Origin of the sequence: Brucella sp. H1_1004 (assembly GCF_047308065.1) — a bacterium.
Taxonomy (GTDB): domain Bacteria; phylum Pseudomonadota; class Alphaproteobacteria; order Rhizobiales; family Rhizobiaceae; genus Brucella; species Brucella pseudogrignonensis_B.
Genome location: NZ_JAYKZA010000001.1, coordinates 614,385 through 635,294 on the forward strand (window position 1 = coordinate 614,385; position 20,910 = coordinate 635,294).

Genomic DNA, 20,910 nt, shown 5'->3' on the forward strand with positions numbered 1-20,910 from the left:
CAACAAATGCTTGGACAAGCAGCAATGAAGGCGCTAACCGTTGGCATCATGACAAAGCTCGACACGACACACGAAGTCGCGCGTGCGGAGGATTCTATTGCCTCGGCTCTGCGCACGATCAGAACCGAAAATACGGGTCTTTTGGCGCTCGAAGATGCGCTGAACAATGGCCTGTCTGCACCGTTTGCTGAAGCAGTAAAGACGATAGTTAGCTCCAAAGGCCGTCTGGTAGTGACAGGCGTTGGTAAAAGCGGCCATATTGGTGCCAAGCTTGCAGCAACATTCGCTTCCACGGGCACTTCGGCTTTCTTCGTGCATTCTGCCGAAGCCAATCATGGCGACCTTGGCATGATCGGCAAGGATGACGTCATTCTCGCGATTTCTTGGTCCGGCGAAACGGCGGAACTCAAGGGCATCGTCAATTATTCGCAGCGCTTCCGCATTCCGCTGATCGCAATTACTGCGGGCGAGGAATCAGCCCTTGGACGTGCGGCCAATGTCGTGTTGTTGCTGCCAAAAGCGCAGGAAGCCTGTCCGCATGGCCTTGCTCCGACCACGTCGACAATGATGCAATTGGCCATTGGGGATGCGCTTGCAATTGCTCTTCTCGAAGCACGCGGTTTCAGCCCAACAGATTTTAAAACCTTCCATCCGGGAGGCTCACTCGGTGCGAGCCTCGTTCATGTGCGCGAAATCATGCATAAGGGTGACCGTCTGCCGCTGGTCACTGTTGGCACAAAGATGCCGGAAGCCATGAAGGTACAGGCGCAGAAGAGTTTCGGTTGCGTCATCGTTGTCGATCAGGATGGGCAGCTGGCAGGTTTCATCTCTGATGGCGATATTTCGCGAAATCTGAGCCGCAGCCTTTCGGAGCTGACTGTTGATGACATCATGACACGTAAGCCGAGGACGATTGATAAGAATTTGCTGGCAAGCGCAGCGCTAAGTCTCATCAATGAAAAGCATATCGGCGCATTGATCGTTGTTGAAGACAATCGACCAATTGGCCTCGTACACTTCCATGATCTGCTCCGTATCGGGGTAGCATGAGTTTGCGGAAGTGGCTGCTTAAACTGCCACTTCCATCTCAAGCGTTATCGGATCAAACGACACAATATGAACCTCGGTACCTGCGGGTAAGTCCGGGCCTTTGATACGCCATGTCGTGTCATTGATGCGGATGCGGCCCCGACCGTTTATGATTGGTTCGGTAAGAGTTGCGCGCTGACCGACGAGCTGATCTCCGCGACGATTGAGCAGTGGTTCATCCTGACGGCCGCTGGAGCCAAAAACGCGGCGTCCCACCAGCGCAAAAACCACAGCAAAAACGAGAAACAGCACGATTTGCAATTGCCAACCGAAGTCCGCAATTGAACCGAGCAGGAAAGCCAGGACACCTGTTATAAGGGCTGCAAGGCCAAACCAGATGAAGAAAATGCCGGGCGCCAGAATTTCCAGAATGAGCAGGACGAGTCCTAAAACGAACCAGCCCCAAAGCCCAAGCTGTGACAGGAAATTGATAATCATGACGCCCTGCCTGTTTTAGCTACGAGTGGTGGGAACGCTGCGCGAGCGTGGTGCTGGCGCAGTCGGTGTCGGGTCAACCGAATGGTTGCCATCACCAAACACTTCCTTGGCAATCGCACCGATACCAGCCAGCGAGCCAATCACCGAGCTTGCTTCAAGTGGCATCAGGACCACTTTCTGGTTCTTGGCGCTGGCGATATTGCCGAGTGCCTCGGTATATTTCTGCGCAACAAAATAGTTGAGTGCTTGCACGTTGCCGCTCGACACAGCATCTGAAACAAGTGTCGTTGCGCGTGCTTCTGCTTCCGCCAGACGTTCACGCGCCTCAGCTTCGCGTTTTGCAGCTTCGAGCTTACCTTCAGCTTCCAGAATCTGTGATTGCTTCTGGCCTTCCGCACGCAAAATCTGCGCATTGCGGTCGCCCTCTGCTTCCAGAACCTGTGCACGCTTATCGCGCTCCGCCTTCATCTGGCGTGCCATTGAGGTCACAATATCAGCCGGTGGGTTAATGTCTTTAATCTCTACACGGGTTATTTTCAGACCCCATGGATGCGCTGCATCATCGACGATACGCAACAGGCGATCATTGATCGCATCACGGTTGGAAAGCAGTTCGTCCAGATCCATTGAGCCCATAACAGAACGGATATTTGTCATGGTGAGATTCAGGATTGCATATTGCAGATTGGAAACCTGATAAGCGGCCTGTGCTGCGTTGAGTACCTGATAAAAAGCCACGCCATCAACACCCACGATTGCATTGTCGCGGGTGATAACTTCCTGCGTTGGAACGTCCAGCACCTGTTCCATCATATTGAGCTTTGCACCAATGCGATCAAAGAAAGGCACGATGAGATTGAGGCCCGGCATCAGCGTGCGGGTATAGCGGCCAAAACGCTCGACTGTGTAGTTATAGCCTTGGGGCACAGTCTTGATGCCAGCAAAAAGCGTAATCAGAACGAGTGCAGCTAAAATCAGCAGCGTAATGTCAAAACCAGTCATTATCCAAACCCTCTAAATTAAACCCAACCCTGCAACTCACGACGGACGAGTGTTTCGATCACTTTCATACCCTCTTCGCTGTCATTGAGACATGGGATATGGCTGAAGTTTTCACCACCGGCCTCATGAAATTCTTCTGCTGCTTCATGGCCAATTTCATCCACCGTTTCCAGACAATCCACCACAAAGCCCGGATTGAGAACGGCAACGGATTTTACGCCCTGCTTGGCCAGTTCCACAAGGGTTTCGTCAGTGTAGGGCTGGAGCCACTCTTCCGGTCCGAAACGCGACTGGAAGGTGGAACGGAACTGTTTGTCATCCATGCCAAGCCGAGCACGCAAAAGCCGTGATGTTTCAAGGCATTGTGCGCGATATGGATCGCCTTTGTCGGAATAGCTTTTCGGAATGCCGTGATAAGAAGCGAGGATAACTTCCGGCTTGAAATCAAGGGTTGCCAGATGCTTCTCAATCGACTGCGCGAGCGCCTCGATATAGACTGGCTCAACTTCATAGGAAGGAATCGTGCGGACCGCTGGCATGAAGCGCTTTTTCATCAGCACTTCAAAGAATTTATCATTTACAGTGGCGGTCGTGGTTGCTGAATATTGCGGATAAAGCGGGAACATCACGATGCGCTCGCAGCCCTGTTTCAGCAGCCGGTCCGTCACTTCCTCAATCGAAGGCTGACCATAACGCATGGCCCAGTCGACGATGACATTCGATTGATCTTTTAGCGCTACCGCAAGCTTTTCGCCCTGAGCGCGGGTGTAGGTGCGCAAAGGAGATTCGTTTTTCTCATGGTTCCAGATGCGATCATAAAGTTTTCCGGAGCGCTTTGGGCGCACGGTGAGCACGATGCCGTAAAGGATAGGATACCAGAGAATGCGAGGCCATTCGATGACGCGGCGATCCGAGAGAAACTCGGCCAGATAACGGCGCATTGGAGCATAACTCGTACCATCCGGGGTGCCGAGATTGACCAGCAGAACACCAACTTTGGGTTGCTTTGCACAATGGTGTTCCGGGGATGTGATCACTTTATCCATCTCATTCATCTTCCTGTTCCTACGCTGCCGGAAAACTAGAGAAAAAAAGGTAAATTACAATCCTTACAGTGCTCAAGACTGTTAATTTATCAGCCATCACAGACGAGAACCAACTAAAAAGCGGCACACGCTCGCCACGTGTGCCGCCCAATCAATTTTTCGGATCGCGATTAGCCGCGACGGGTGAGTGAGAAGCGCGAGCCTGCCGAGGATGTACAATTAAGCTGGTTTTGCGAAACGAGAGCGCAGTTTACGCGGGACGAGGTGCCACGCACGATTGAACGCATGTCGATTTCAACCAGCTGGGGAGACTGGTAACGATAATTCCCCTCAGCCAGCTTTTCGTTTGTATCAGTGGCGCGCGTTTCAAAAATACCGCCATTAAAAGATGACACGATCCCGTTTGGATCGACCCAGGAACCATCAATGCCAGATGGCGCGCGATTGACGACCGGGACATTGCCGCCACCGCCAGGGCCGGTTGCCACACAACCTGCAAGCGCGAGCGACACGATTGCCGTAGAGCCAATAATGCGGAAGCGTTTCATGTCCATTTTCTCCATAAGAGTGTTTATCGTGTGATGTATGGAAATTTAAACGAATACAAGTCCCTTTTGTTAGGATTGCAGGACTGTTGCGCAACTGTCGCATTCGGTAGCCCGGCTTCAGCCGGGCAGTCACATGCCTAGCGAACAAGAATGTTGCGGAATTGCCAAGGGTCTTTGGTGTCGAGGTCTTCTTCGAACAGGACGCCACGGCCTTCCAGCGGGTTCCAGTCGGTATAATAGCCTTTGACTGGTCCCAAATAGGGGAGCTGTACTTCAAGGCAGCGTCGATAGTCCATTTCGTCAGTTTCGACGATACCGCTTTCAGGGTTCTCCAGCGCCCACACCATGCCTGCCAGAACGGCAGAAGAAACCTGTAGACCTGTCGCGTTCTGATAAGGCGCGAGCTTACGCGCTTCTTCGACGCTCAGCTGCGAGCCATACCAATAGGCGTTTTTGTCGTGACCATAGAGCAAAACCCCCAGCTCATCCGAACCGTCGAGAATTTCTTCTTCTTCAAGCACATGCTGGACCGTCTGTGCGCGTCCACTGCCGCCAAACATTTCGTCAAGCGAGAGAATGGCAACATTGCTTGGATGATAGGCATAGTTACAGGTCGGGCGATATTCGAGCTTGCCCTTCTTGCTGCGCACAGTGAAAAAATCGGCAATCGAAATTGCTTCATTGTGGGTTACAAGCAGGCCATATTGTGCGCCGTGGGTCGGGCACCAGGTGCGAATGCGCGTGTTACCGCCGGGTTGTTCAAGGAAGATCGCAGCCTTGTTGCCTTTCTTCTGCTTGCGAGCATTCTTCGGTTTCCAGTTTTCGTGGGTGCCCCAGCCAAGCTCGGCAGGCTGCAAGCCTTCAGAAATAAAACCCTCGACCGACCATGTGTTCCAGAATGTATCAAATGGCTTTGGTTCTTTGGCGCGTTGGGTGTCGCGTTCTGCGATATGAACGCCTTTCACGCCGACCTTCTTCATGAGCTTCGCCCAGCCCTGACGGTCATCGGTGGCAGGCTCTTCAAATTCCAATTTGAGTTCGGTGGCGAGGTCAATCAGCGCCTTTTTTACAAACCACGACACCATGCCGGGATTTGCGCCGCAGCAGGAAACAGCGGTAGGGCCGCCCGGATGCTTTTTCTTTTCGGCACGCACGGTTTCACGCAGTGCATAATTTGTGCGCGCGGCATTGTCGGCTTTTTCATCAAAATAGAAGCCAAGCCATGGCTCGACGACCGTATCAATATAGAGTGCGCCCTGTTCGCGGCTGTAACGCATCAAATCGAGCGAACCAGTGTCGACCGACAGATTGACGATGAACGGTTGGCCTTCGCCTTCCTTGATCAGAGGCCCAAGGATTTTCTTATAATTGTCCTTGGTGATCGCTTCCTTGATGAAGCGGATACCCTTGTCATCTAGGATCTTGCGGTTCTTCTCAGATGGATCAATGACGACCAGACGGGACTTGTCGAGTTTGAAATGGCGTTCGATCAGTGGCAGGGTACCGCGCCCGATCGAGCCAAAGCCGATCATGATAACAGAGCCGGTAATTTCGCCATAGACTGGCCATTTCGCTTTCGCCATTTTCTTTCTCTCTCCTGCCGCAAGAATGCAGCGCTTGGTATTTCCGGGATGCGGAATTACTCATTTTGCTACGATAGCACAGGTTCATACAAAGAAAGAAACGTCATAAGTCTATGACAGCAAACGTGTTTAACGAATTTATATCGTAACCAGCTGAGCGCGGATCATTCCACGCAATGAATTGCCAACAAGAATGTTGCGCGCGCGGCTAAGATCATCCACCGTCACAATGCCTTCTTGAACCACGCTGTTGTTCAAAAGTTCGCGCCGCAGAACACCATCAAGCAGGCCGCAGGAAAGGGCAGGGGTGACACAGGTCGTGCCGCCGATATCGAGGAAAATCGATGTGATGGTGCCTTCACACACTTCGCCACGTTCGTTGAGCAGAATGACTTCATCCACCTCGGCTGAAGAATATTCTTCACGGGCTGAAATATAGGCCTCACGCCGCGTGGTCTTGTGGCGCAGCAAGGCATCATCGTGTTTCAGACGCGTTTCTGCCACTGCGATGCGCCAGACAGTCTGTGGCTGCAACGGCTCATAAGGAAAAGCCGCAATCTCGACGAGACCGTCCGGAGCAAGGGTCAGGCGCAGTTTGAGTGGGCTGTCCCCGGCGCTGATCTCGGCGATCTTCTTATGCACCGTTTCCATGTTGTAGCGGAAGCCAAGCTCTTTCGCGGAGTTTTCCAGCCGCGCCATATGAAGATCGCAACGCAGGATACCCGAAAGAGGCTCCCAGCGCATGGTCTCGATCAGCTGATAGTCTGGGTCCGCATGGCTGGTCGCTGTCCCGTCGCGAACCGTGCTTTCAGAAGACATTCCTCATACTCCGCTTGCGCTGTGGAATCGAAGACCACGCCGCCCCCGACATTGAAGATTGCACGATTTTGCTCAAGAAGCGAGATCGTGCGGATGGCAACATTGAACCGCATACGCCCACCCGGCTCGATCCAGCCGAGCGAGCCGCAATAGATGTCGCGCGGGTCGCTTTCTAGTTGGCGCAGAATTTCCATCGCGCTGATTTTCGGCGCGCCGGTAATGGAACCACATGGGAAAAGCGCTGCAAAAATCGCGCGCAGTGGCAGATTGTCTTGAAGCTTTGCGCGCACGCGGCTGATCATCTGATGCACGGTTGGATAAGTTTCGACGCGGAAAAGTTCGGGCACATCAAGTGATCCGACTTCGCTGACCAATGAAATGTCATTACGTAACAGGTCGACGATCATGCGGTTTTCCGCCTGATTTTTAGGGTCGTTCATCAGGAACTGGCGGTTGGCTTCATCCTCAAAAGGAGTGGCACCGCGCGGCATGGTGCCCTTCATTGGATGTGTTTCGATATAACCTTCGCTATCTACTTCAAAGAACAGTTCCGGCGAACGCGACAGGATGATCGGGCCGCCGAGATCGCAATAGGTCGCATAGCGAACGGGTTGACGCTTTGCGAGCGTGTTAAATAGCACGAGCGGATCGCCATCCCATTCAGCGTGAACCGGAAATGTCAGATTGCCCTGATAGCAATCGCCTTCGCGCAAATGCTGGTGAAGGCGTGCAAACTTCGGCTGGTAATCCTCAAGCGACCATTGGGCGACCGGTTCACGTAAGTAGGTGATGTTGTCATCGCTGCGCGTGTGCAAGGCTTCGTCTGATGGGCCATCGAAGACACCAAAGCATAAAAGCGGCGCTTTGCGACCTTCCGGCAGAAGCTCTTTCAGTTTGGGTTCTAGCAAATAGCCCGCTTCATAGGAGAGGTAGCCTGCAAGCCATTTGCCCGCATCATGGGCGCGTTGCAGGGCCTTCCATGCTGCTTCGAACGTATCTGGCGTATCGGCACGGATAATCGAAGACGGAGCCGCGAATAAAACATCGCGGCCCGCCTTGTCATCCCGAAAAAGGATTTGCGGCCTATTCAAACCCCTATTCAAACCTTTGTGGGTCACGAATTTGCTCAGTCTTCCATGGCTTCGAGTTCGTCGATGATGCCTTCCACCACCGACAGGCCTTTGCTCCAGAAATCCGGATCAGTTGCATCAAGGCCAAATGGCGCCAGCAGTTCCTTGTGGTGCTTGGTGCCACCCGTTTTCAGCATGTCGAAATACTTCTGCTGGAAGCCTTGTTCCGAGTTCTGGTAGACGGCATAAAGCGAGTTTACCAGACAATCGCCGAAAGCATAGGCATAGACGTAGAACGGCGAATGGATGAAGTGCGGAATATAGGTCCAGAAGGTTTCGTAACCCGGATTGAGATTGACCGCATCGCCAAGGCTTTCGCGCTGCACATCCATCCAGATTTCGCCGATACGCTCTGATGTCAGTTCGCCTTCGCGGCGCTCGGTGTGAACACGACGCTCGAACTGGTAGAAAGCGATCTGGCGCACGACCGTATTGATCATGTCCTCGGCCTTCTGAGCCAGCATGGCCTTGCGTTCGCGCTTGTTGGTGGTGCGTTCAAGCAGCGAGCGGAACGTGAGCATCTCACCAAAAACGGAAGCCGTTTCCGCCAGTGTGAGTGGCGTGGATGCCATCAGCGCACCCTGTTCGCCGGCCAATACCTGATGCACGCCATGGCCAAGCTCGTGCGCAAGCGTCATTACATCGCGCGGCTTGCCCATATAGTTGAGCAGCACATAAGGATGGGCGGAAGGTACGGTTGGATGCGCAAAAGCACCCGGCGCCTTGCCCGGACGCACTGGCGCGTCAATCCAGTTCTTGTCAAAGAACTTCTTGGCAATTTCGGCCATTTCAGGCGCGAAGTTGCCATAGGCGGAAAGCACGGTTTCGCGCGCCTCATCCCACGAGATCAGCGCCTGCGGTGTTTCCGGCAGCGGCGCATTGCGATCCCAGTTCTCCAGCTTTTCAAGGCCGAGCCACTTGGCTTTCAACGCATAATAGCGGTGCGAAATACGCGGATAGGCTGCTTCGACGGCACTGCTGAGCGCATCGACAACTTCACGTTCAACGCGATTGGCAAGATGGCGGCTGTCGGCAATGTCCTGAAAACCACGCCAGCGGTCGGAGATTTCCTTGTCCTTGGCCAGCGTATTGGTAATCAGCGTGAAAGTGCGCAGGTTTGCGCCAAAAGTCTTGGCGAGCGCTTCCGATGCCTTTTTGCGCACGGCACCATCTGCGTCATGCAGCATGTTGAGCGTCTGCTCGATGGCAAGTTCTTCTCCATCGATTTCAAAACGCAGGCTCGACATGGTTTCATCGAACAGTCGGTTCCAAGCGCTGTAGCCGGTGATCGATTTTTCGTGGAAAAGCTGTTCCAGCTTGTCGTCAAGCTCATAGGGTTTGTCGAGGCGCAAATCTTCCAGCCATGGGCGGTAGTGGCCGATCGAGGGATTGGAGGCCATCGCCTTTTCAAGCACGTCGTCATCGATGCGGTTGATTTCTAGGCTGAAGAAAATCAGCGGCGTGTTGGCGTCAGTCAGTTTCTGTTGCACATCACCGAATAGTTTCATGCGCTTTGGATCGGTTGTGTCGCCGTAGTAATAAAGGCCCGCGAATGAAGCGATGCGGCCCATGAGTTCGCTTAGACCCTCATATTCCTTGATCGCATCGGCAAAATTTCCGCCATTGGCCTTTGCCGCTTCTTCACCGAGTTTGCCTTTCCAGCGGGCTTCAAAATCGGCTGCATCCTTTGCCGCCTTTTCGAGATCGGCTTTCAATTCAGCGCTCTCAGCAGAAGGGTAGAGGTCAGCCAGATTCCACTCGGGCAGCTTTCCAAGGTCAGCCTTCGTGGCAGCTCCCGTATCACCGGCTGGCATATGAGGCATGGTGTCGAGCATCGCAGACTTCGAAAAACGTTTCATGGCAAAGGTCATAGCATTCTCCTGTTGCCTTCTTCTCGCATGTCTTTTTCAAGACGCCAAGGGGCAAGGTGCCATCCTAAATCATAGAACTATTCTGAGGATGAAATAAGCTCCGATCATATGAGGGGTTGCATTCAACGAAAGCGCGACTGCAAATGCACGCCTGAAATAAGACATATACTAGTTATTGGGATACACCATCATATAAACCGCTGATAGATAAGCAATTAATGAGTACGCGTATTCTTATAGTCGACGATGATCCGATACAGCGCAGAAGCCTTGAGGCTGCTGTGTTGCGTATGGGGCACAGAAGCATTCTCGCGGATGGCGGTATCAATGCGCTTGGTTTCATCACTAACCGCAAAGATATAGCGCTCGTTCTGCTTGATCTGTCTATGCCTGATCTGGATGGTTGTGCGGTTCTTGCCCGGATGCGGCAGGCCAATGTCAAAGTTCCCGTTATTGCAATTGCTCAAGTCGATGAAGTCGAAAAAGCGATGCAAGCTATTCGGCTCGGTGCCACTGATTTTATGACGAAGCCGGTTGTTTTTGAACGTATGCAAGTCTCCGTTGCAAATGCATTCAAGCTTGACTCGCTTTCGCAGGAGTTAAAGCGAACACGGACGACTCAGAAGTCGCATATCTTGCTATCTGAGCTTGTCATGAAAAGTCAGGAGATGGAAAATGTCTCAACGCTTGCAAGACGGGTGATGCAGCTTGATTCACCGCTTCTCATTGAAGGTGAATATGGTACAGGCAAGGAAACCCTTGCGCGTGCCATCAGCAGCGGTGGTACACGCTGGCAAGGCGCTTTCGTTGCCATTGATTGTCGCGTGATTGCAAAGCAAAACACCAATGAAGTGCTGTTTGGTCAATTAAATGATGATCGTGGGTCGACCTTGGGTCAGCCACCTATCCTTATTGCTGGAAAACTAGCAGAAGCACAGGGCGGTACACTGTTTTTTGATGAGATAAGTGCCCTGCCTTATCGGACGCAAGGTCGTCTTTTTGAAGCGATGCGAGGGTTACAGAAGACTACAGATAATGCGTTGCTATCAGAGACCCGCATTATTGCATCTAATAGCAGAGTGCTAGCCGATTTTGTTCATATGGGCCGCTTTCACCCTGGCCTTTATCAATTGCTTTCTTCATTCCATATTACTTTGCCACCACTAAGAGATCGGCTGGAAGACATTCCAATTCTTGCGCATCAGTTTCTGATGCATTTTGCGAGCGAAGAACGCTTAGGGCATCTCACCGGGATTACACCTGCTGTGATGGAGGGGCTAAAAAGCTATGATTGGCCCGGCAATGTTCGTGAACTCAAAAATGCAATCTATCAGGCAGTTCTTCTTTGTGAAGAACATGCGCTAACAGTGCATGATTTCCGCAATATGGATATTTTTGGCGGCGTTAGTTATCCGCGCGCAAATATATCTTCGACTCCCAGGCTATCCGGTCATTCTCACGAGGTTCGGCTCGCGGGTGCCATCAGGGGTGTCACGCCAGAGGGGCAAGTGCGGACACTGGCCGCTGCTGAAGAAGAGATGATCCGCTTCGCGATAGGGCATTATGATGGTCAAATCAGTGAGGTTGCTCGTCGTTTGGGTATTGGCCGAACAACACTTTATCGAAAATTGAAAGAATATGGCATCGATGTGGCGTCTATCTCGTCGAAGAAAGAAGACGAAGATTTAAGCTATAAAGAGGGCAATCAGCCGCAAATTTTGCGCGCTTAAAACAGATAAGAAACTGAAAATATTAATGAAATGTTGCAATGCCTGTGAGTGTTGCCAGAATGTTAGCATCTCAGAAGATTGTTAATAATTTTTTTACCATGATAAAAATAGATGCGCCCCTGTGTCTTTTTTGCCATGGTGTTTCCTCATTTGTTGTTCACTAAGCGTCCATTAACCATTAAATCCGACAATAAGGGTTCACGCATATTCGTTTCTTGGAACTCTGATACGGCCTTTAGGGCGGACAACACGGTAAGGCGATATAATTCGATGAGCAGCATATCGACTATCAAAGCGCGGTTGGCGAAAGTCTGGACGGGTTTGTTCAATTCGGCTTCCCAGGTTCGAGCGTCTGCTTCGACAGCTTTGGTTGCGGCGGCGGTCGTAACGGCGTTAGCGCCTTCGCAGGCGTCTGCCGAAACGCGCACGCTGAAGCTCTATTATGTTCATACGGGTGAAAAAGCAGAAATCACCTTCAAAAAGAATGGCAAATTTTTGCCGGACGGTTTGAAGAAGCTGAATGTTTTCTTGCGTGATTGGCGTCGTAATGAACCGACGAGAATGGACCCGCGGCTGTTCGATCTCGTTTGGCAAGTGTATCGCTCAACCGGTTCGAACCAGTATATCACGGTTGTTTCCGCTTATCGTTCGCCCGCAACGAATAACATGCTGCGTTCCAAGACGAGTGGCGTTGCTAAAAAGAGCCAGCACACGCTTGGCCGTGCGATGGATTTTTTCATTCCGGGTGTTCCACTCGCCAAACTTCGCGCTATCGGTATGCGTTATCAGATCGGTGGCGTCGGCTATTATCCGCGTTCAGGCTCCCCTTTTACCCATATGGATGTTGGCAATGTCCGCTCCTGGCCACGTATGAGCCGTCGCGAGCTGCTCGCTCTGTTCCCGGACGGAAAAACGGCGCATATTCCTGCTGATGGCAAGCCACTGCCGGGGTATGAACAGGCTCTTGCTATGATCGAACGGCAGAAGGCAAGCGGCGGTAACGTTATGATGGCAAGTAACTCTGCTCCGCGTAAAAGCAAGACTTTGTTTGGTGCTCTCTTCGGCGGCGGAGGCGCTGACGAAGAAGAAGATAATGGTGATGTTGCTCCTGCCGCGTCGCGTCCGGCACGTGCTGCTCCTGTTCGTCAGGCTCCAACACCTGCTGCGCCGGTACAAACGCCTCAACCCGAAGCCATGATCGCTGCGCTTCCGGCACGTGATGCACCGATTCCGATGCAGGCTCCGCGCCCTGAAGCCATCATACAGGCACCACAGCAAGTGGAAGAAGCGCCTGTGGTTGCATTCAATGTTCCTATTCCGTCTCGTAAGCCTGCTAATGCGGCACAAGATGCGATTGCTCTGGCAGCAGCGGCAACGCCGGACGAGGGTGCCGCACAACAAGTCGCTGATGCTGGGACTAACGCGATGCTAACCGGTTTTGTTCCAGTCCCATCAATGCGTCCGCAACAGGAAACTGCACCACAATTGGCTTCGGCTGTCGTTCCCGCGATGCGTCCGCAACCAGCGCAAGAAAACCCGCAGGATGCGATTGCTCAGATCGTTAATAACAATCCGCAGGCCGAGGCAACGGTTGCAGATGCAGGCAATGTGATTGCCCAGGGCAATGCTGCTTCCTATCCACTGCCCAAGGAAGCTCCACGGGCCGATACGCAATTGGCAATGGTTTCCAAAAAGGATGAAATCGGCGAGCTTATTGCGCCACCACGGGATGATTTTGAAGCACAGCAAGTTGCTGTCGCTAAGCCTCAGCCAGTGAAGATTGCGCCAGTCAAGACTGCCTCTGTTTCAAAGACAACTCCATCGCGTTCGCATGTTGCTGCCGTTGGGCATGGAGCAAAAACCGGTGTGCGTTCAACGGGCAAGGGTGATCGTCGCATTGCTGCCTCGGCCGCGCGTCCAGCGCCTATGGTTCAGCCAGCCGCAATGCCTGCTTCTGCAGTCGCGATGTCTACAGAGTCTGTCGCACAGACTGCGCCGGCAACCAATGCAGTTCTGCGTAATGATGCGCTGCGTTCGGCTCCTGCTATGGTCTATACGGCTGGTTTCCAGCGCGGTAACTTACCGAGTGAACGCTCCGGTCAGTTTAGCGGTAATGCCGTTACATTCTTGACGGTAGCGAAGTTCACTGAAACGAACTGACTATCTGCGGAATCAAGATAAGCAAAAGGGGCCTTGTCGGCCCCTTTTTTATTTTACCGTTTAACACTCAGGCCTTTAAAGCTGCGGCTTCCGCGGCAAGCTTGGTGATGCCCTCCCAGTCGCCTGCTTCCAGTAGTTCTTTCGGGGCAACCCATGAGCCACCGACACAGACCACATTTGGCAGCGATAGATAGGTCTTCGCATTGCCCAGGCTGATGCCGCCAGTTGGGCAGAAGGTTAATCCTGCCAGTGGTGAGGAAAGGGCTTTGAGGAACGGCGCGCCGCCTGCCTGTTCTGCCGGGAAAAACTTGAGATGCGTGTAGCCTTCTTCGCGAAGAGCAAGCATTTCGCTCGGGGTGATTGCCGCAGGCAGAAGCGGCACATCACTGTCATCAGCTGCAGCGAGAATATACTTCGTTGCGCCAGGGCTTACGATGAAGCGTGAACCAGCCTTGGCTGCCTCCTCATATTGCTTGGCATTGAGAATGGTGCCCGCTCCAACGATCGCTTCCGGCACTTCTGATGCGACTGCGCGAATTGCGTCGAGTGCTGCCGCTGTGCGCAGGGTGATTTCGATGGCCGGCAATCCACCCTTGGCCAAAGCGCGTGCAAGCGGAACCGCGTGTTCGACCTTGTCAATCAGCAAGACGGGAATGACCGGCTGGCCTTGCAGGACGGGAACGAGAAGATCGATTTTCTGCGGCATAGGTTTGCTCTTCTGCTGGAAATTGAATGGCTAAAACCGATTTAAAGCGCATGGCCTTGTTTGTCTACCGCACGTATCAAAACCGATACGCGGCTCGGCAGCGTCATGCCGCTTTCATTAAGTGGCTTAAACTGCGGCTCCATCGCTCATAGGCTGCGGCCATGCGGCTATCATATTGATTGCGCGAGAAGGCGGGACCATTGTAGCGGCGCGCAAAATCGCGCCAGTCTTTTGCCTGTAAAGTTGGCTTCAAACCGGCTTTTTCGATGAATTTGAGCATCAGCATTACCTGTCCGCTCACAGAACCACGGACGTCCGCCACCAATTCATCAATGCTGGAATAACCAAGCCATTCCCAGTGCGCGCCCATCACCTGACCCAAGCCCCATGAGGTAGATTCAAGCGCTGCCTGACGGTGAATGCTCATGGCGCGTTCCAGTAAGAGCCAGCGTTCACGTTGCATCTTGGGGTTGCGCACGCGTCCGGCTTCGGGTGAAGCCAGTCCCACCTGACGCGCCTGTTCGCGGATACGTCCCGAAAGCCTGCGATCAAAATAATGGCCCTCGAAGCGAATTGCTGGTTCTTTTTTATCTGCGACAGGAAACAGCGCCCGCCCGCCGCTTTCCACTTCGGCAACTGCCAACAAAGCGGCTGGCTCAATGTCCGCATTATTGGCCATGGAGATGACTGCTGCGAAAGTTTCGGTATCAAACATCTGGTTTCTCCTCTGAAAACTACGTTCATCGAAGCCAGATTGTCGCTGCACCTGAGAAGTCGGGGATAAATAACTTGAATTTGCCGCGTTCGAGGACTAGGTCGAAGTAAATTTAAAAGAGATAGAACCTATGAGCAATTTGCCATTTACCGTTGCCGCCCTTTATTGCTTTGCGCCATTGCCGCAATATGAAAGCCTGCGCGAGCCGCTGGCAACACTTTGTTGCTCGAATGGAATCAAAGGGACGTTGCTGCTTGCAGCAGAGGGTATCAATGGCACGGTTGCAGGCTCTGCTGAAGCAATCGAAAAGCTCGTAAAATACATCACTGCAGTTCCCGGTCTTGCCAACCCTGAACTCAAATACTCTCATGCGACAGAAATGCCCTTCTATCGCATGAAGGTGCGTTTGAAGCGCGAGATCGTCACCATGGGCGTCGATGGTATTGATCCGCTGAAAAGCGTTGGCACCTATGTTGCCCCCAAGGATTGGAATGCGCTCATTGCCGATGACAACACGGTTGTTGTCGACACGCGCAATGATTACGAATATGCCATTGGCACCTTCGAAGGTGCACTTGATCCGAACACCAAGACATTTCGCGAATTTCCGCAATGGGTGGAGCAAAACCGTGACAAGCTTGAAGGCAAGAAGATTGCCATGTTCTGCACGGGCGGTATTCGCTGTGAGAAGGCGACGGCTTTCGTTAAAGGTCTTGGCTTCGATGACGTGTTCCATCTCAAGGGCGGTATTCTGAAATATCTTGAAGACGTGCCAAAAGAAGAAAGCATGTGGAACGGCGAATGCTTCGTGTTCGATGAACGCGTAGCCATCGGTCATGGTCTGACGGAAAGCGATATCGAGCTTTGCCGTGCCTGTCGCCGTCCAATCACTGCAGAAGACAAGCTTTCGCAGTTCTTCGAGGAAGGCATTTCCTGCGCGGGTTGCTATGAAGAGCGCACGCCGGAAGATCGCGCACGCTTTGCTGAGCGCGAAAAGCAGGTGAAGCTGGCGAAGCTGCGCGGCACAAGCCACAAACATATTGGACGCTAAAAATATCGGGTGGCGCGGCTCTTTTTGCCGCATTACTTCCATAGGCACTAGCCAAAGCGAATACTCCCCTTTAAGGTGGCCTCGTTTTCGGAACGATATGAATTCGTTACGGAAATTCTGGGCGGCTTTTGCATGGACGCCCGTGTGAAAAGGGTCTGACGGCATCCGGGTCGCGTTTGCCTCCATCATACCCATCATCGCAAATCGGTGTATCGAATGAAATTCGAGCCCCGAACAAACAGCGCCGGTTTTTGCCGGTGGATGATGGTGTTTGCCCGAAATCCGGGTGCTATGGAGGTCGACAATGAAAAAACTTATCGCTGCGTTTCTTATCACGGTTGCAGCCGGTGCCGCGTCAGTTGCTCATGCTGCCGAAAAGGTCACGGTTTTTGCCGCTGCCAGCATGAAAGATGTGATCGAGGAAGCCGCCAAGCAGATCAAGGCCAAGGATGGTACGGAAGTTGTTGCGTCTTTTGCTTCATCTTCGGTTCTGGCAAAGCAGATCGAGCAGGGCGCTCCGGCACAGATTTTCATTTCTGCCGATCTCGACTGGATGGATTATGTCGAAAAAGCCGACCTGATCGATAAGGCATCGCGCAAGGTAATTGCTGGCAACGCGCTGGTGATTGCAACGCAGAAGGACGAAGCAAAGGGTGACGCTAAGGAACTGCTCAGCGCCGGTCGTTTTGCGATGGGCGATCCATCCAATGTTCCAGCTGGTAAATACGGTAAAGCTGCGCTCGAAAAGCTCAACATCTGGAAAGACGTCGAAAAGAACGCCGTCTTCACCGAAAACGTGCGCGTTGCGCTACAATATGTGAGCCGCGCCGAAGTGAAGGCTGCAATCGTCTATGCATCGGATCGCGCAGCAGCTCCTGATCTGGTCGAAGCTTATCGCTTCCCGGCTTCGAGCCATGCTCCAATCCTTTATCCTGCAGCACTGATTGCAAAGAACGAAAATGATGCCGCCAAGGCGTTCCTTGCGTTCCTTGAAAGCGATGCTGGTCAGGCGATCATCAAGGACAAGGGCTTTGTTGGCGCTGCAGAGGCCGTTCAATAATGATGGAAAGTAATGTCTGGCAGATTGTTGCTCTGTCGCTCCGGGTTGCCGGGATCGCTATTGTTGTCGCTCTGCCAATTGCCTTTCTTGTTGCGTGGATTCTTGCCCGGTTTAATTTTCCGGGCAAGTCTCTGGTACAGGCTATTGTTACCATGCCGCTGGTTCTGCCGCCGGTGGTGACTGGTTATCTTCTGCTGATCCTGTTTGGATCACGTGGCGCGCTTGGCGCGCCGTTGCAGGAATGGCTTGGCCTTTCCTTCTCCTTCCGCTGGACTGGCGCAGCTCTTGCTGCAGGCGTCATGGCGTTTCCATTGCTTGTTCGCCCTATTCGCCTTTCGATTGAAGGGCTTGATCGTGGGCTTGAGGAAGCGGCGCGCACGTTGGGCGCCAACAGGTTTATTGCTTTTTTTACGGTGATTTTGCCGCCCTTGCTGCCGGGCATTCTGGCGGGTGCGGTGCTTGGTTTTGCCAAGGCGCTCGGCGAGTTCGGCGCGACCATCACCTTTGTTTCCAACATTCCGGGCGAAACGCAGACGCTTTCACTCGCGCTTTATGCGCTTTTGCAGACGCCGACAGGCGACGCCGAAGCTTTCCGTCTGATAGCGATTTCTGCAGCCATTTCCATTGCTGCCGTGGTGTTGTCTGAATGGTTGCAGCGCAGGCTTGCAGGAGAAGCGAAATGAGTGGTCTTGAAGTTTCCGTCGCTGGCCGCAATGGCGAATTCGCGGTTGAAGCAGATTTTGCCGCCCGTTGGGGTGTTACGGCTCTGTTTGGACATTCGGGCGCTGGCAAAACAACGCTTCTCAAGATGATTGCCGGAACGCTGCGTCCGGAAAGCGGGCGCATCGCAGTCGGTGATTTCACGCTTTTCGATGCCGAAAAGGGGATCAACCTGCCACCTGAAAAACGCCGTATCGGCTATGTGTTTCAGGAAGCGCGGCTGTTTCCGCATATGAGTGTGAAGCGAAACCTTGACTATGCGCGCTGGGCCGGAAAGCGTCAGAACAGCCGCAGCTTTGACGAGGTTGTGGCGCTGCTTGGCATAGATCATCTCTTGGATCGTCGTCCTGCAACTCTTTCGGGCGGCGAACGCCAGCGTGTGGCCATTGGTCGTGCGCTTTTGTCTGATCCGGCACTTTTGTTGCTGGACGAGCCGCTGTCCTCTCTGGATCATGCACGCAGGCAGGAGATTTTGCCCTTTATCGAGCGGCTTCGTGATGAAAGCCCTGTGCCGATCGTCTATGTCAGCCATGAGATTGACGAGGTTGCGCGGCTTGCCGATGAAATCGTTCTTCTGTCGGGCGGCAAAGTGAAAGCCAGTGGTGAGGCTGCTGAGATTTTCCCGCTGATTGATGGGGAAGGCGAGGGTGCTGGTGTGCTGCTTGAAGGCTCGGTTTCAGCTTATGATGAGCGCTACAAGCTTGCGGACATCGATCTTGGCGGGACGACATTCCAGCTCAGCGATGCCGGACTTAAACAGAACATGCATGTGCGTCTTCGGGTTCGCGCACGCGATGTTTCTATCGCACGCAAGGCACCTGATGCGATCAGTATCCGCAACGTGCTGCCGGTTTCAATTGTGGCGATTGAAGCGGGAGAAGGGCCGAATGCTCATGTTGCGCTCGACTTTCAGGGGCGGCATCTGGGTGCGCGACTGACGCGACGTTCGGTCGATGATCTCGGCCTTAAAGTGGGTGAGCATGTTGTGGCGCTCGTCAAAGCGGTCTCCGTGGATCGTACCGCAATAAGAGAGAAATGAGGGTGACATTTTTTCTGTTTGCGTAATCCACCTTTTATGCTCCTGTCTCTACTAGTGTGGTGGATTTGAAGTTCCTATGATTTGTGTTGCATTCACGTTTAGGAACTTCAAATCCGTAAACCACACTAGATTCAAAAGTTTACTAGTATGGCTTAGAACCCGAAATTCGCTCCGAGAGCTGCTTCAAGGTGAAACGAATTTCGGGTTCGCCATACTAGATGGGAGCATTAAATGACTGATTTGCGAGATTGGACACCACGCCCGAAGCCTGAACGCAGAGTGCTGGAAGGCCACTATGTAAGGCTCGAACCACTGGATGCCGCCCGGCACGGAGACGAGCTGTTTGCGGCATCTTCCGTTGAAGATGCGGATCAGCGGTTTACTTGGCTGTTCGAGGTTCCGCCTGCAACGCGCGAAGCGTTTGAGCCGTGGCTCGAAAAGGTGTCGGGCAGCGAAGATCCGCTATTCTTTGCGGTCATCGACAAGGCCAGTGGCAAGGTCGCCGGTCGTCAGGCGTTGATGCGTATTGATCCGGTTCATGGTGCCATCGAGATTGGGAACATCTATTGGGGACCGCTCATCTCGCGTAAACCGGCTGCCACCGAAGCGCAATTCCTGTTCATGCAGTATATTTTCGATGAGCTTGGCTATCGCCGCTATGAGTGGAAGTGCAATGATAACAACGCGCCGTCCAAGCGCGCGGCGGAACGTTTCGGTTTCACGTTTGAAGGCACTTTCCGCCAGCATATGGTGACAAAGGGCAACAACCGCGACACTGCATGGTTTTCGATCATCGACAGCGAATGGCCAGCGCTGAAACAAGCTTATCAGGCATGGCTTGCGCCGACAAACTTTGATAGTGACGGTCAGCAGATCAGAAAATTAGAGGATTTTCGCATTGGCGGCTGAACCGAAGAAAAGCAATCCGGCAATTGCCGCAGCCATTATCCTGGTTGGTTTTGGCATTCTTGCCTATTATCTGCCAACCATCATGATCGCGCTTGGCGAACGCTCGCACATCGCAGCGGTTATTTTCGGGATACTCTTCGTACTTAGCTTCTTTGGCATATTCTGGCTGCGGTCACGCCGCCAGAATAAGGACTAACCTACGAGTGCAGCGCTAAGCAGCAGAGCGCCGGTCAGCGCAATAAACAGTGCTGCGCCTACTTCAATCGCCGCTTTCAAGCGACCGGACATGGCGCTGCTGCCTGCAAAGCGCAATGCCGTGTTCTTGGCGGTTACGGCGAGGGTTGCGAGAAATGCCACGGTCAGAAATGTGCCAAAGGCCATCGCGAAGACCGAGAGCAATCCACCAACCAACAGACCATTGAGAAGCGCGAAGGTGAGCACGATCAGCGCGCCTGAACATGGGCGCAGGCCGACAGAGAAAATCGCCGACCATGCCGTCTTCCAGTTGAAGTCGTCGCTGAGCGTCGATGGATCGGCAATATGCGCGTTGCCGCAATCGGCACAGATATCACCCTCACCGATGAAGACGTGATCGGCCGCGGCATTGGCAGGCTTGTAGTTGAGCTTGACTGTGTTGGTGGTGCCGAGCGCACGTGTGCTTTGTGAAACGCTGCCCTGCCAGGCTGGACCGCTGGCCATTGCCGTTTGAGGCGCTGTTGCAAAAAGCGCGCTTGTGGGGGAAGGCTTGGCACTGTCACGCTTCTTGAACAGAAGCGGCAATTTGCGCGCAAGCAACCACAGGCCAAAGAATAGCACCAGCGCGAAACTGGCAATCTCCATATAGCGTGCGGTCTGGTTCATCGAAATGCCGGTGCCACGCAGCAAAAACCATGCGAGTCCCACCACGAAGACCGCCATGATCGCCTGAAGCAGTGACGAAATAAACGACAGGAAAATGCCGCGTCGTAGCGCCGTTTCATTGGCGATCATGTAAGACGAAATGACAGCCTTGCCGTGGCCCGGTCCAGCGGCATGGAAAATACCGTAAACAAAGGAAAGGCCGATAAGCACGGATGCCTGCCATGGGTCTTCCCGCATGGCTTTGAGCGCGGTTGTCATGGCGAGATAGAAGTTGCGTTGCTGTTCATTCATCCAGAGAATGATATGTGCAAGAGGTCCGGTCGGTTTCATGGCGACTTCATTGGCACCGATGCCCAGAGATGATTGCGCCCAAGCCTGGGCGGCGATCATCACAAGGCTGACTGTGAGAATGAAACGGACCGTTTTCTTCATA

At 53.1% G+C, this 20,910-nt stretch carries 20 protein-coding genes; 9 read left to right on the forward strand and 11 right to left on the reverse strand.

Annotation, left to right across the window (positions count from 1 at the left end; translation table 11 throughout):
* Window positions 1-48: 48 nt before the first annotated feature.
* Entirely contained in the window at window positions 49-1,050 is a 1,002-nt protein-coding gene (locus U2P60_RS03010; RefSeq protein ID WP_413571979.1) for a KpsF/GutQ family sugar-phosphate isomerase, read from the forward strand.
* Window positions 1,051-1,068: 18 nt separating this feature from the next.
* Here the strand turns inward: U2P60_RS03010 and U2P60_RS03015 are convergent, their stop codons facing one another.
* The 8 genes from U2P60_RS03015 to U2P60_RS03050 all read right to left on the reverse strand — a co-directional run bounded on the left by U2P60_RS03015 (window position 1,069) and on the right by U2P60_RS03050 (window position 9,526).
* Entirely contained in the window at window positions 1,069-1,527 is a 459-nt protein-coding gene (locus U2P60_RS03015) for an NfeD family protein (protein ID WP_313829134.1), read from the reverse strand.
* A 15-nt stretch (window positions 1,528-1,542) separates the two neighbouring features.
* The gene (locus U2P60_RS03020) at window positions 1,543-2,529 is read right to left on the reverse strand and encodes an SPFH domain-containing protein (RefSeq protein WP_413571210.1); all 987 of its coding nucleotides are present in this window, start codon (window positions 2,527-2,529) and stop codon (window positions 1,543-1,545) included.
* A gap of 17 nt (window positions 2,530-2,546) precedes the next feature.
* Window positions 2,547-3,584 carry a ferrochelatase gene (gene hemH, locus U2P60_RS03025; RefSeq protein ID WP_413571213.1) on the reverse strand — a complete coding sequence of 346 codons (1,038 nt, stop codon included), beginning with the start codon at window positions 3,582-3,584 and terminating at the stop codon, window positions 2,547-2,549.
* A 161-nt stretch (window positions 3,585-3,745) separates the two neighbouring features.
* Complete coding sequence (gene omp10, locus U2P60_RS03030) at window positions 3,746-4,123, reverse strand: outer membrane lipoprotein Omp10 (RefSeq protein ID WP_313829137.1); 378 nt, start codon at window positions 4,121-4,123, stop codon at window positions 3,746-3,748.
* 137 nt (window positions 4,124-4,260) lie between these two features.
* Window positions 4,261-5,706 carry a homospermidine synthase gene (locus U2P60_RS03035; protein WP_413571217.1) on the reverse strand — a complete coding sequence of 482 codons (1,446 nt, stop codon included), beginning with the start codon at window positions 5,704-5,706 and terminating at the stop codon, window positions 4,261-4,263.
* Window positions 5,707-5,844: 138 nt separating this feature from the next.
* Window positions 5,845-6,525: an aminotransferase class IV family protein gene (locus U2P60_RS03040; protein WP_413571219.1), complete on the reverse strand. Its 681-nt coding sequence runs from the start codon at window positions 6,523-6,525 to the stop codon at window positions 5,845-5,847.
* Window positions 6,459-7,616 carry an aminodeoxychorismate synthase component I gene (locus U2P60_RS03045; RefSeq protein ID WP_413571221.1) on the reverse strand — a complete coding sequence of 386 codons (1,158 nt, stop codon included), beginning with the start codon at window positions 7,614-7,616 and terminating at the stop codon, window positions 6,459-6,461. Before U2P60_RS03045 ends, U2P60_RS03040 begins: the two co-directional genes overlap by 67 nt.
* 35 nt (window positions 7,617-7,651) lie before the next feature.
* The gene (locus tag U2P60_RS03050) at window positions 7,652-9,526 is read right to left on the reverse strand and encodes a M3 family oligoendopeptidase (RefSeq protein ID WP_413571223.1); all 1,875 of its coding nucleotides are present in this window, start codon (window positions 9,524-9,526) and stop codon (window positions 7,652-7,654) included.
* Window positions 9,527-9,744: 218 nt separating this feature from the next.
* Between U2P60_RS03050 and U2P60_RS03055 the strand changes: the two genes are divergently transcribed.
* On the forward strand, window positions 9,745-11,256 hold the full coding sequence (locus U2P60_RS03055) for a sigma-54-dependent transcriptional regulator (RefSeq protein ID WP_413571226.1): 1,512 nt from the start codon (window positions 9,745-9,747) through the stop codon (window positions 11,254-11,256).
* 270 nt (window positions 11,257-11,526) lie between these two features.
* On the forward strand, window positions 11,527-13,416 hold the full coding sequence (locus U2P60_RS03060) for a DUF882 domain-containing protein (RefSeq protein WP_413571229.1): 1,890 nt from the start codon (window positions 11,527-11,529) through the stop codon (window positions 13,414-13,416).
* A 67-nt stretch (window positions 13,417-13,483) separates the two neighbouring features.
* On the opposite strand, the gene U2P60_RS03065 is transcribed toward U2P60_RS03060, so the two are convergent.
* Window positions 13,484-14,122: a 2-dehydro-3-deoxy-phosphogluconate aldolase gene (locus U2P60_RS03065; protein WP_413571232.1), complete on the reverse strand. Its 639-nt coding sequence runs from the start codon at window positions 14,120-14,122 to the stop codon at window positions 13,484-13,486.
* A gap of 103 nt (window positions 14,123-14,225) precedes the next feature.
* Window positions 14,226-14,837 (reverse strand): N-acetylmuramidase family protein, encoded by a 612-nt coding sequence (locus tag U2P60_RS03070; protein ID WP_413571234.1) that lies wholly within the window; start codon window positions 14,835-14,837, stop codon window positions 14,226-14,228.
* A gap of 130 nt (window positions 14,838-14,967) precedes the next feature.
* Here U2P60_RS03070 and U2P60_RS03075 point away from each other — a divergent pair, with 130 nt between their 5' ends.
* From U2P60_RS03075 to U2P60_RS03100, 6 genes are all read left to right on the forward strand, one after another.
* The gene (locus U2P60_RS03075; RefSeq protein ID WP_413571236.1) at window positions 14,968-15,888 is read left to right on the forward strand and encodes a rhodanese-related sulfurtransferase; all 921 of its coding nucleotides are present in this window, start codon (window positions 14,968-14,970) and stop codon (window positions 15,886-15,888) included.
* A 304-nt stretch (window positions 15,889-16,192) separates the two neighbouring features.
* The gene (gene modA, locus U2P60_RS03080) at window positions 16,193-16,948 is read left to right on the forward strand and encodes a molybdate ABC transporter substrate-binding protein (RefSeq protein WP_413571238.1); all 756 of its coding nucleotides are present in this window, start codon (window positions 16,193-16,195) and stop codon (window positions 16,946-16,948) included.
* On the forward strand, window positions 16,945-17,631 hold the full coding sequence (modB, locus tag U2P60_RS03085) for a molybdate ABC transporter permease subunit (RefSeq protein WP_413571981.1): 687 nt from the start codon (window positions 16,945-16,947) through the stop codon (window positions 17,629-17,631). The genes modA and modB overlap by 4 nt, the downstream gene beginning before the upstream one ends.
* Entirely contained in the window at window positions 17,628-18,707 is a 1,080-nt protein-coding gene (gene modC / locus U2P60_RS03090; RefSeq protein WP_413571240.1) for a molybdenum ABC transporter ATP-binding protein, read from the forward strand. The genes modB and modC overlap by 4 nt, the downstream gene beginning before the upstream one ends.
* 231 nt (window positions 18,708-18,938) lie before the next feature.
* Complete coding sequence (locus U2P60_RS03095; protein ID WP_413571242.1) at window positions 18,939-19,616, forward strand: GNAT family N-acetyltransferase; 678 nt, start codon at window positions 18,939-18,941, stop codon at window positions 19,614-19,616.
* A complete protein-coding gene (locus tag U2P60_RS03100) occupies window positions 19,606-19,812 on the forward strand; it encodes a hypothetical protein (RefSeq protein WP_413571245.1) in 207 nt (68 codons plus the stop codon). The genes U2P60_RS03095 and U2P60_RS03100 overlap by 11 nt, the downstream gene beginning before the upstream one ends.
* On the opposite strand, the gene U2P60_RS03105 is transcribed toward U2P60_RS03100, so the two are convergent.
* A complete protein-coding gene (locus U2P60_RS03105; RefSeq protein ID WP_413571248.1) occupies window positions 19,809-20,909 on the reverse strand; it encodes a nickel/cobalt transporter in 1,101 nt (366 codons plus the stop codon). The two genes, U2P60_RS03100 and U2P60_RS03105, sit on opposite strands and share 4 nt — an antisense overlap.
* Window position 20,910: the final 1 nt, after the last annotated feature.

Bases quoted from the DNA above. Each gene is read 5' to 3' on its own strand.
- hemH (WP_413571213.1), bottom strand. From the start codon at position 3,584: ATGAATGAGATGGATAAAGTGATCACATCCCCGGAACACCATTGTGCA.
- U2P60_RS03095 (WP_413571242.1), top strand. From the start codon at position 18,939: ATGACTGATTTGCGAGATTGGACACCACGCCCGAAGCCTGAACGCAGA.
- U2P60_RS03035 (WP_413571217.1), bottom strand. From the start codon at position 5,706: ATGGCGAAAGCGAAATGGCCAGTCTATGGCGAAATTACCGGCTCTGTT.
- U2P60_RS03050 (WP_413571223.1), bottom strand. From the start codon at position 9,526: ATGACCTTTGCCATGAAACGTTTTTCGAAGTCTGCGATGCTCGACACC.
- modA (WP_413571238.1), top strand. From the start codon at position 16,193: ATGAAAAAACTTATCGCTGCGTTTCTTATCACGGTTGCAGCCGGTGCC.
- U2P60_RS03055 (WP_413571226.1), top strand. From the start codon at position 9,745: ATGAGTACGCGTATTCTTATAGTCGACGATGATCCGATACAGCGCAGA.
- U2P60_RS03015 (WP_313829134.1), bottom strand. From the start codon at position 1,527: ATGATTATCAATTTCCTGTCACAGCTTGGGCTTTGGGGCTGGTTCGTT.
- U2P60_RS03065 (WP_413571232.1), bottom strand. From the start codon at position 14,122: ATGCCGCAGAAAATCGATCTTCTCGTTCCCGTCCTGCAAGGCCAGCCG.
- modC (WP_413571240.1), top strand. From the start codon at position 17,628: ATGAGTGGTCTTGAAGTTTCCGTCGCTGGCCGCAATGGCGAATTCGCG.
- U2P60_RS03105 (WP_413571248.1), bottom strand. From the start codon at position 20,909: ATGAAGAAAACGGTCCGTTTCATTCTCACAGTCAGCCTTGTGATGATC.
- U2P60_RS03060 (WP_413571229.1), top strand. From the start codon at position 11,527: ATGAGCAGCATATCGACTATCAAAGCGCGGTTGGCGAAAGTCTGGACG.
- omp10 (WP_313829137.1), bottom strand. From the start codon at position 4,123: ATGAAACGCTTCCGCATTATTGGCTCTACGGCAATCGTGTCGCTCGCG.
- U2P60_RS03010 (WP_413571979.1), top strand. From the start codon at position 49: ATGACAAAGCTCGACACGACACACGAAGTCGCGCGTGCGGAGGATTCT.
- U2P60_RS03040 (WP_413571219.1), bottom strand. From the start codon at position 6,525: ATGTCTTCTGAAAGCACGGTTCGCGACGGGACAGCGACCAGCCATGCG.
- U2P60_RS03070 (WP_413571234.1), bottom strand. From the start codon at position 14,837: ATGTTTGATACCGAAACTTTCGCAGCAGTCATCTCCATGGCCAATAAT.
- U2P60_RS03075 (WP_413571236.1), top strand. From the start codon at position 14,968: ATGAGCAATTTGCCATTTACCGTTGCCGCCCTTTATTGCTTTGCGCCA.
- U2P60_RS03020 (WP_413571210.1), bottom strand. From the start codon at position 2,529: ATGACTGGTTTTGACATTACGCTGCTGATTTTAGCTGCACTCGTTCTG.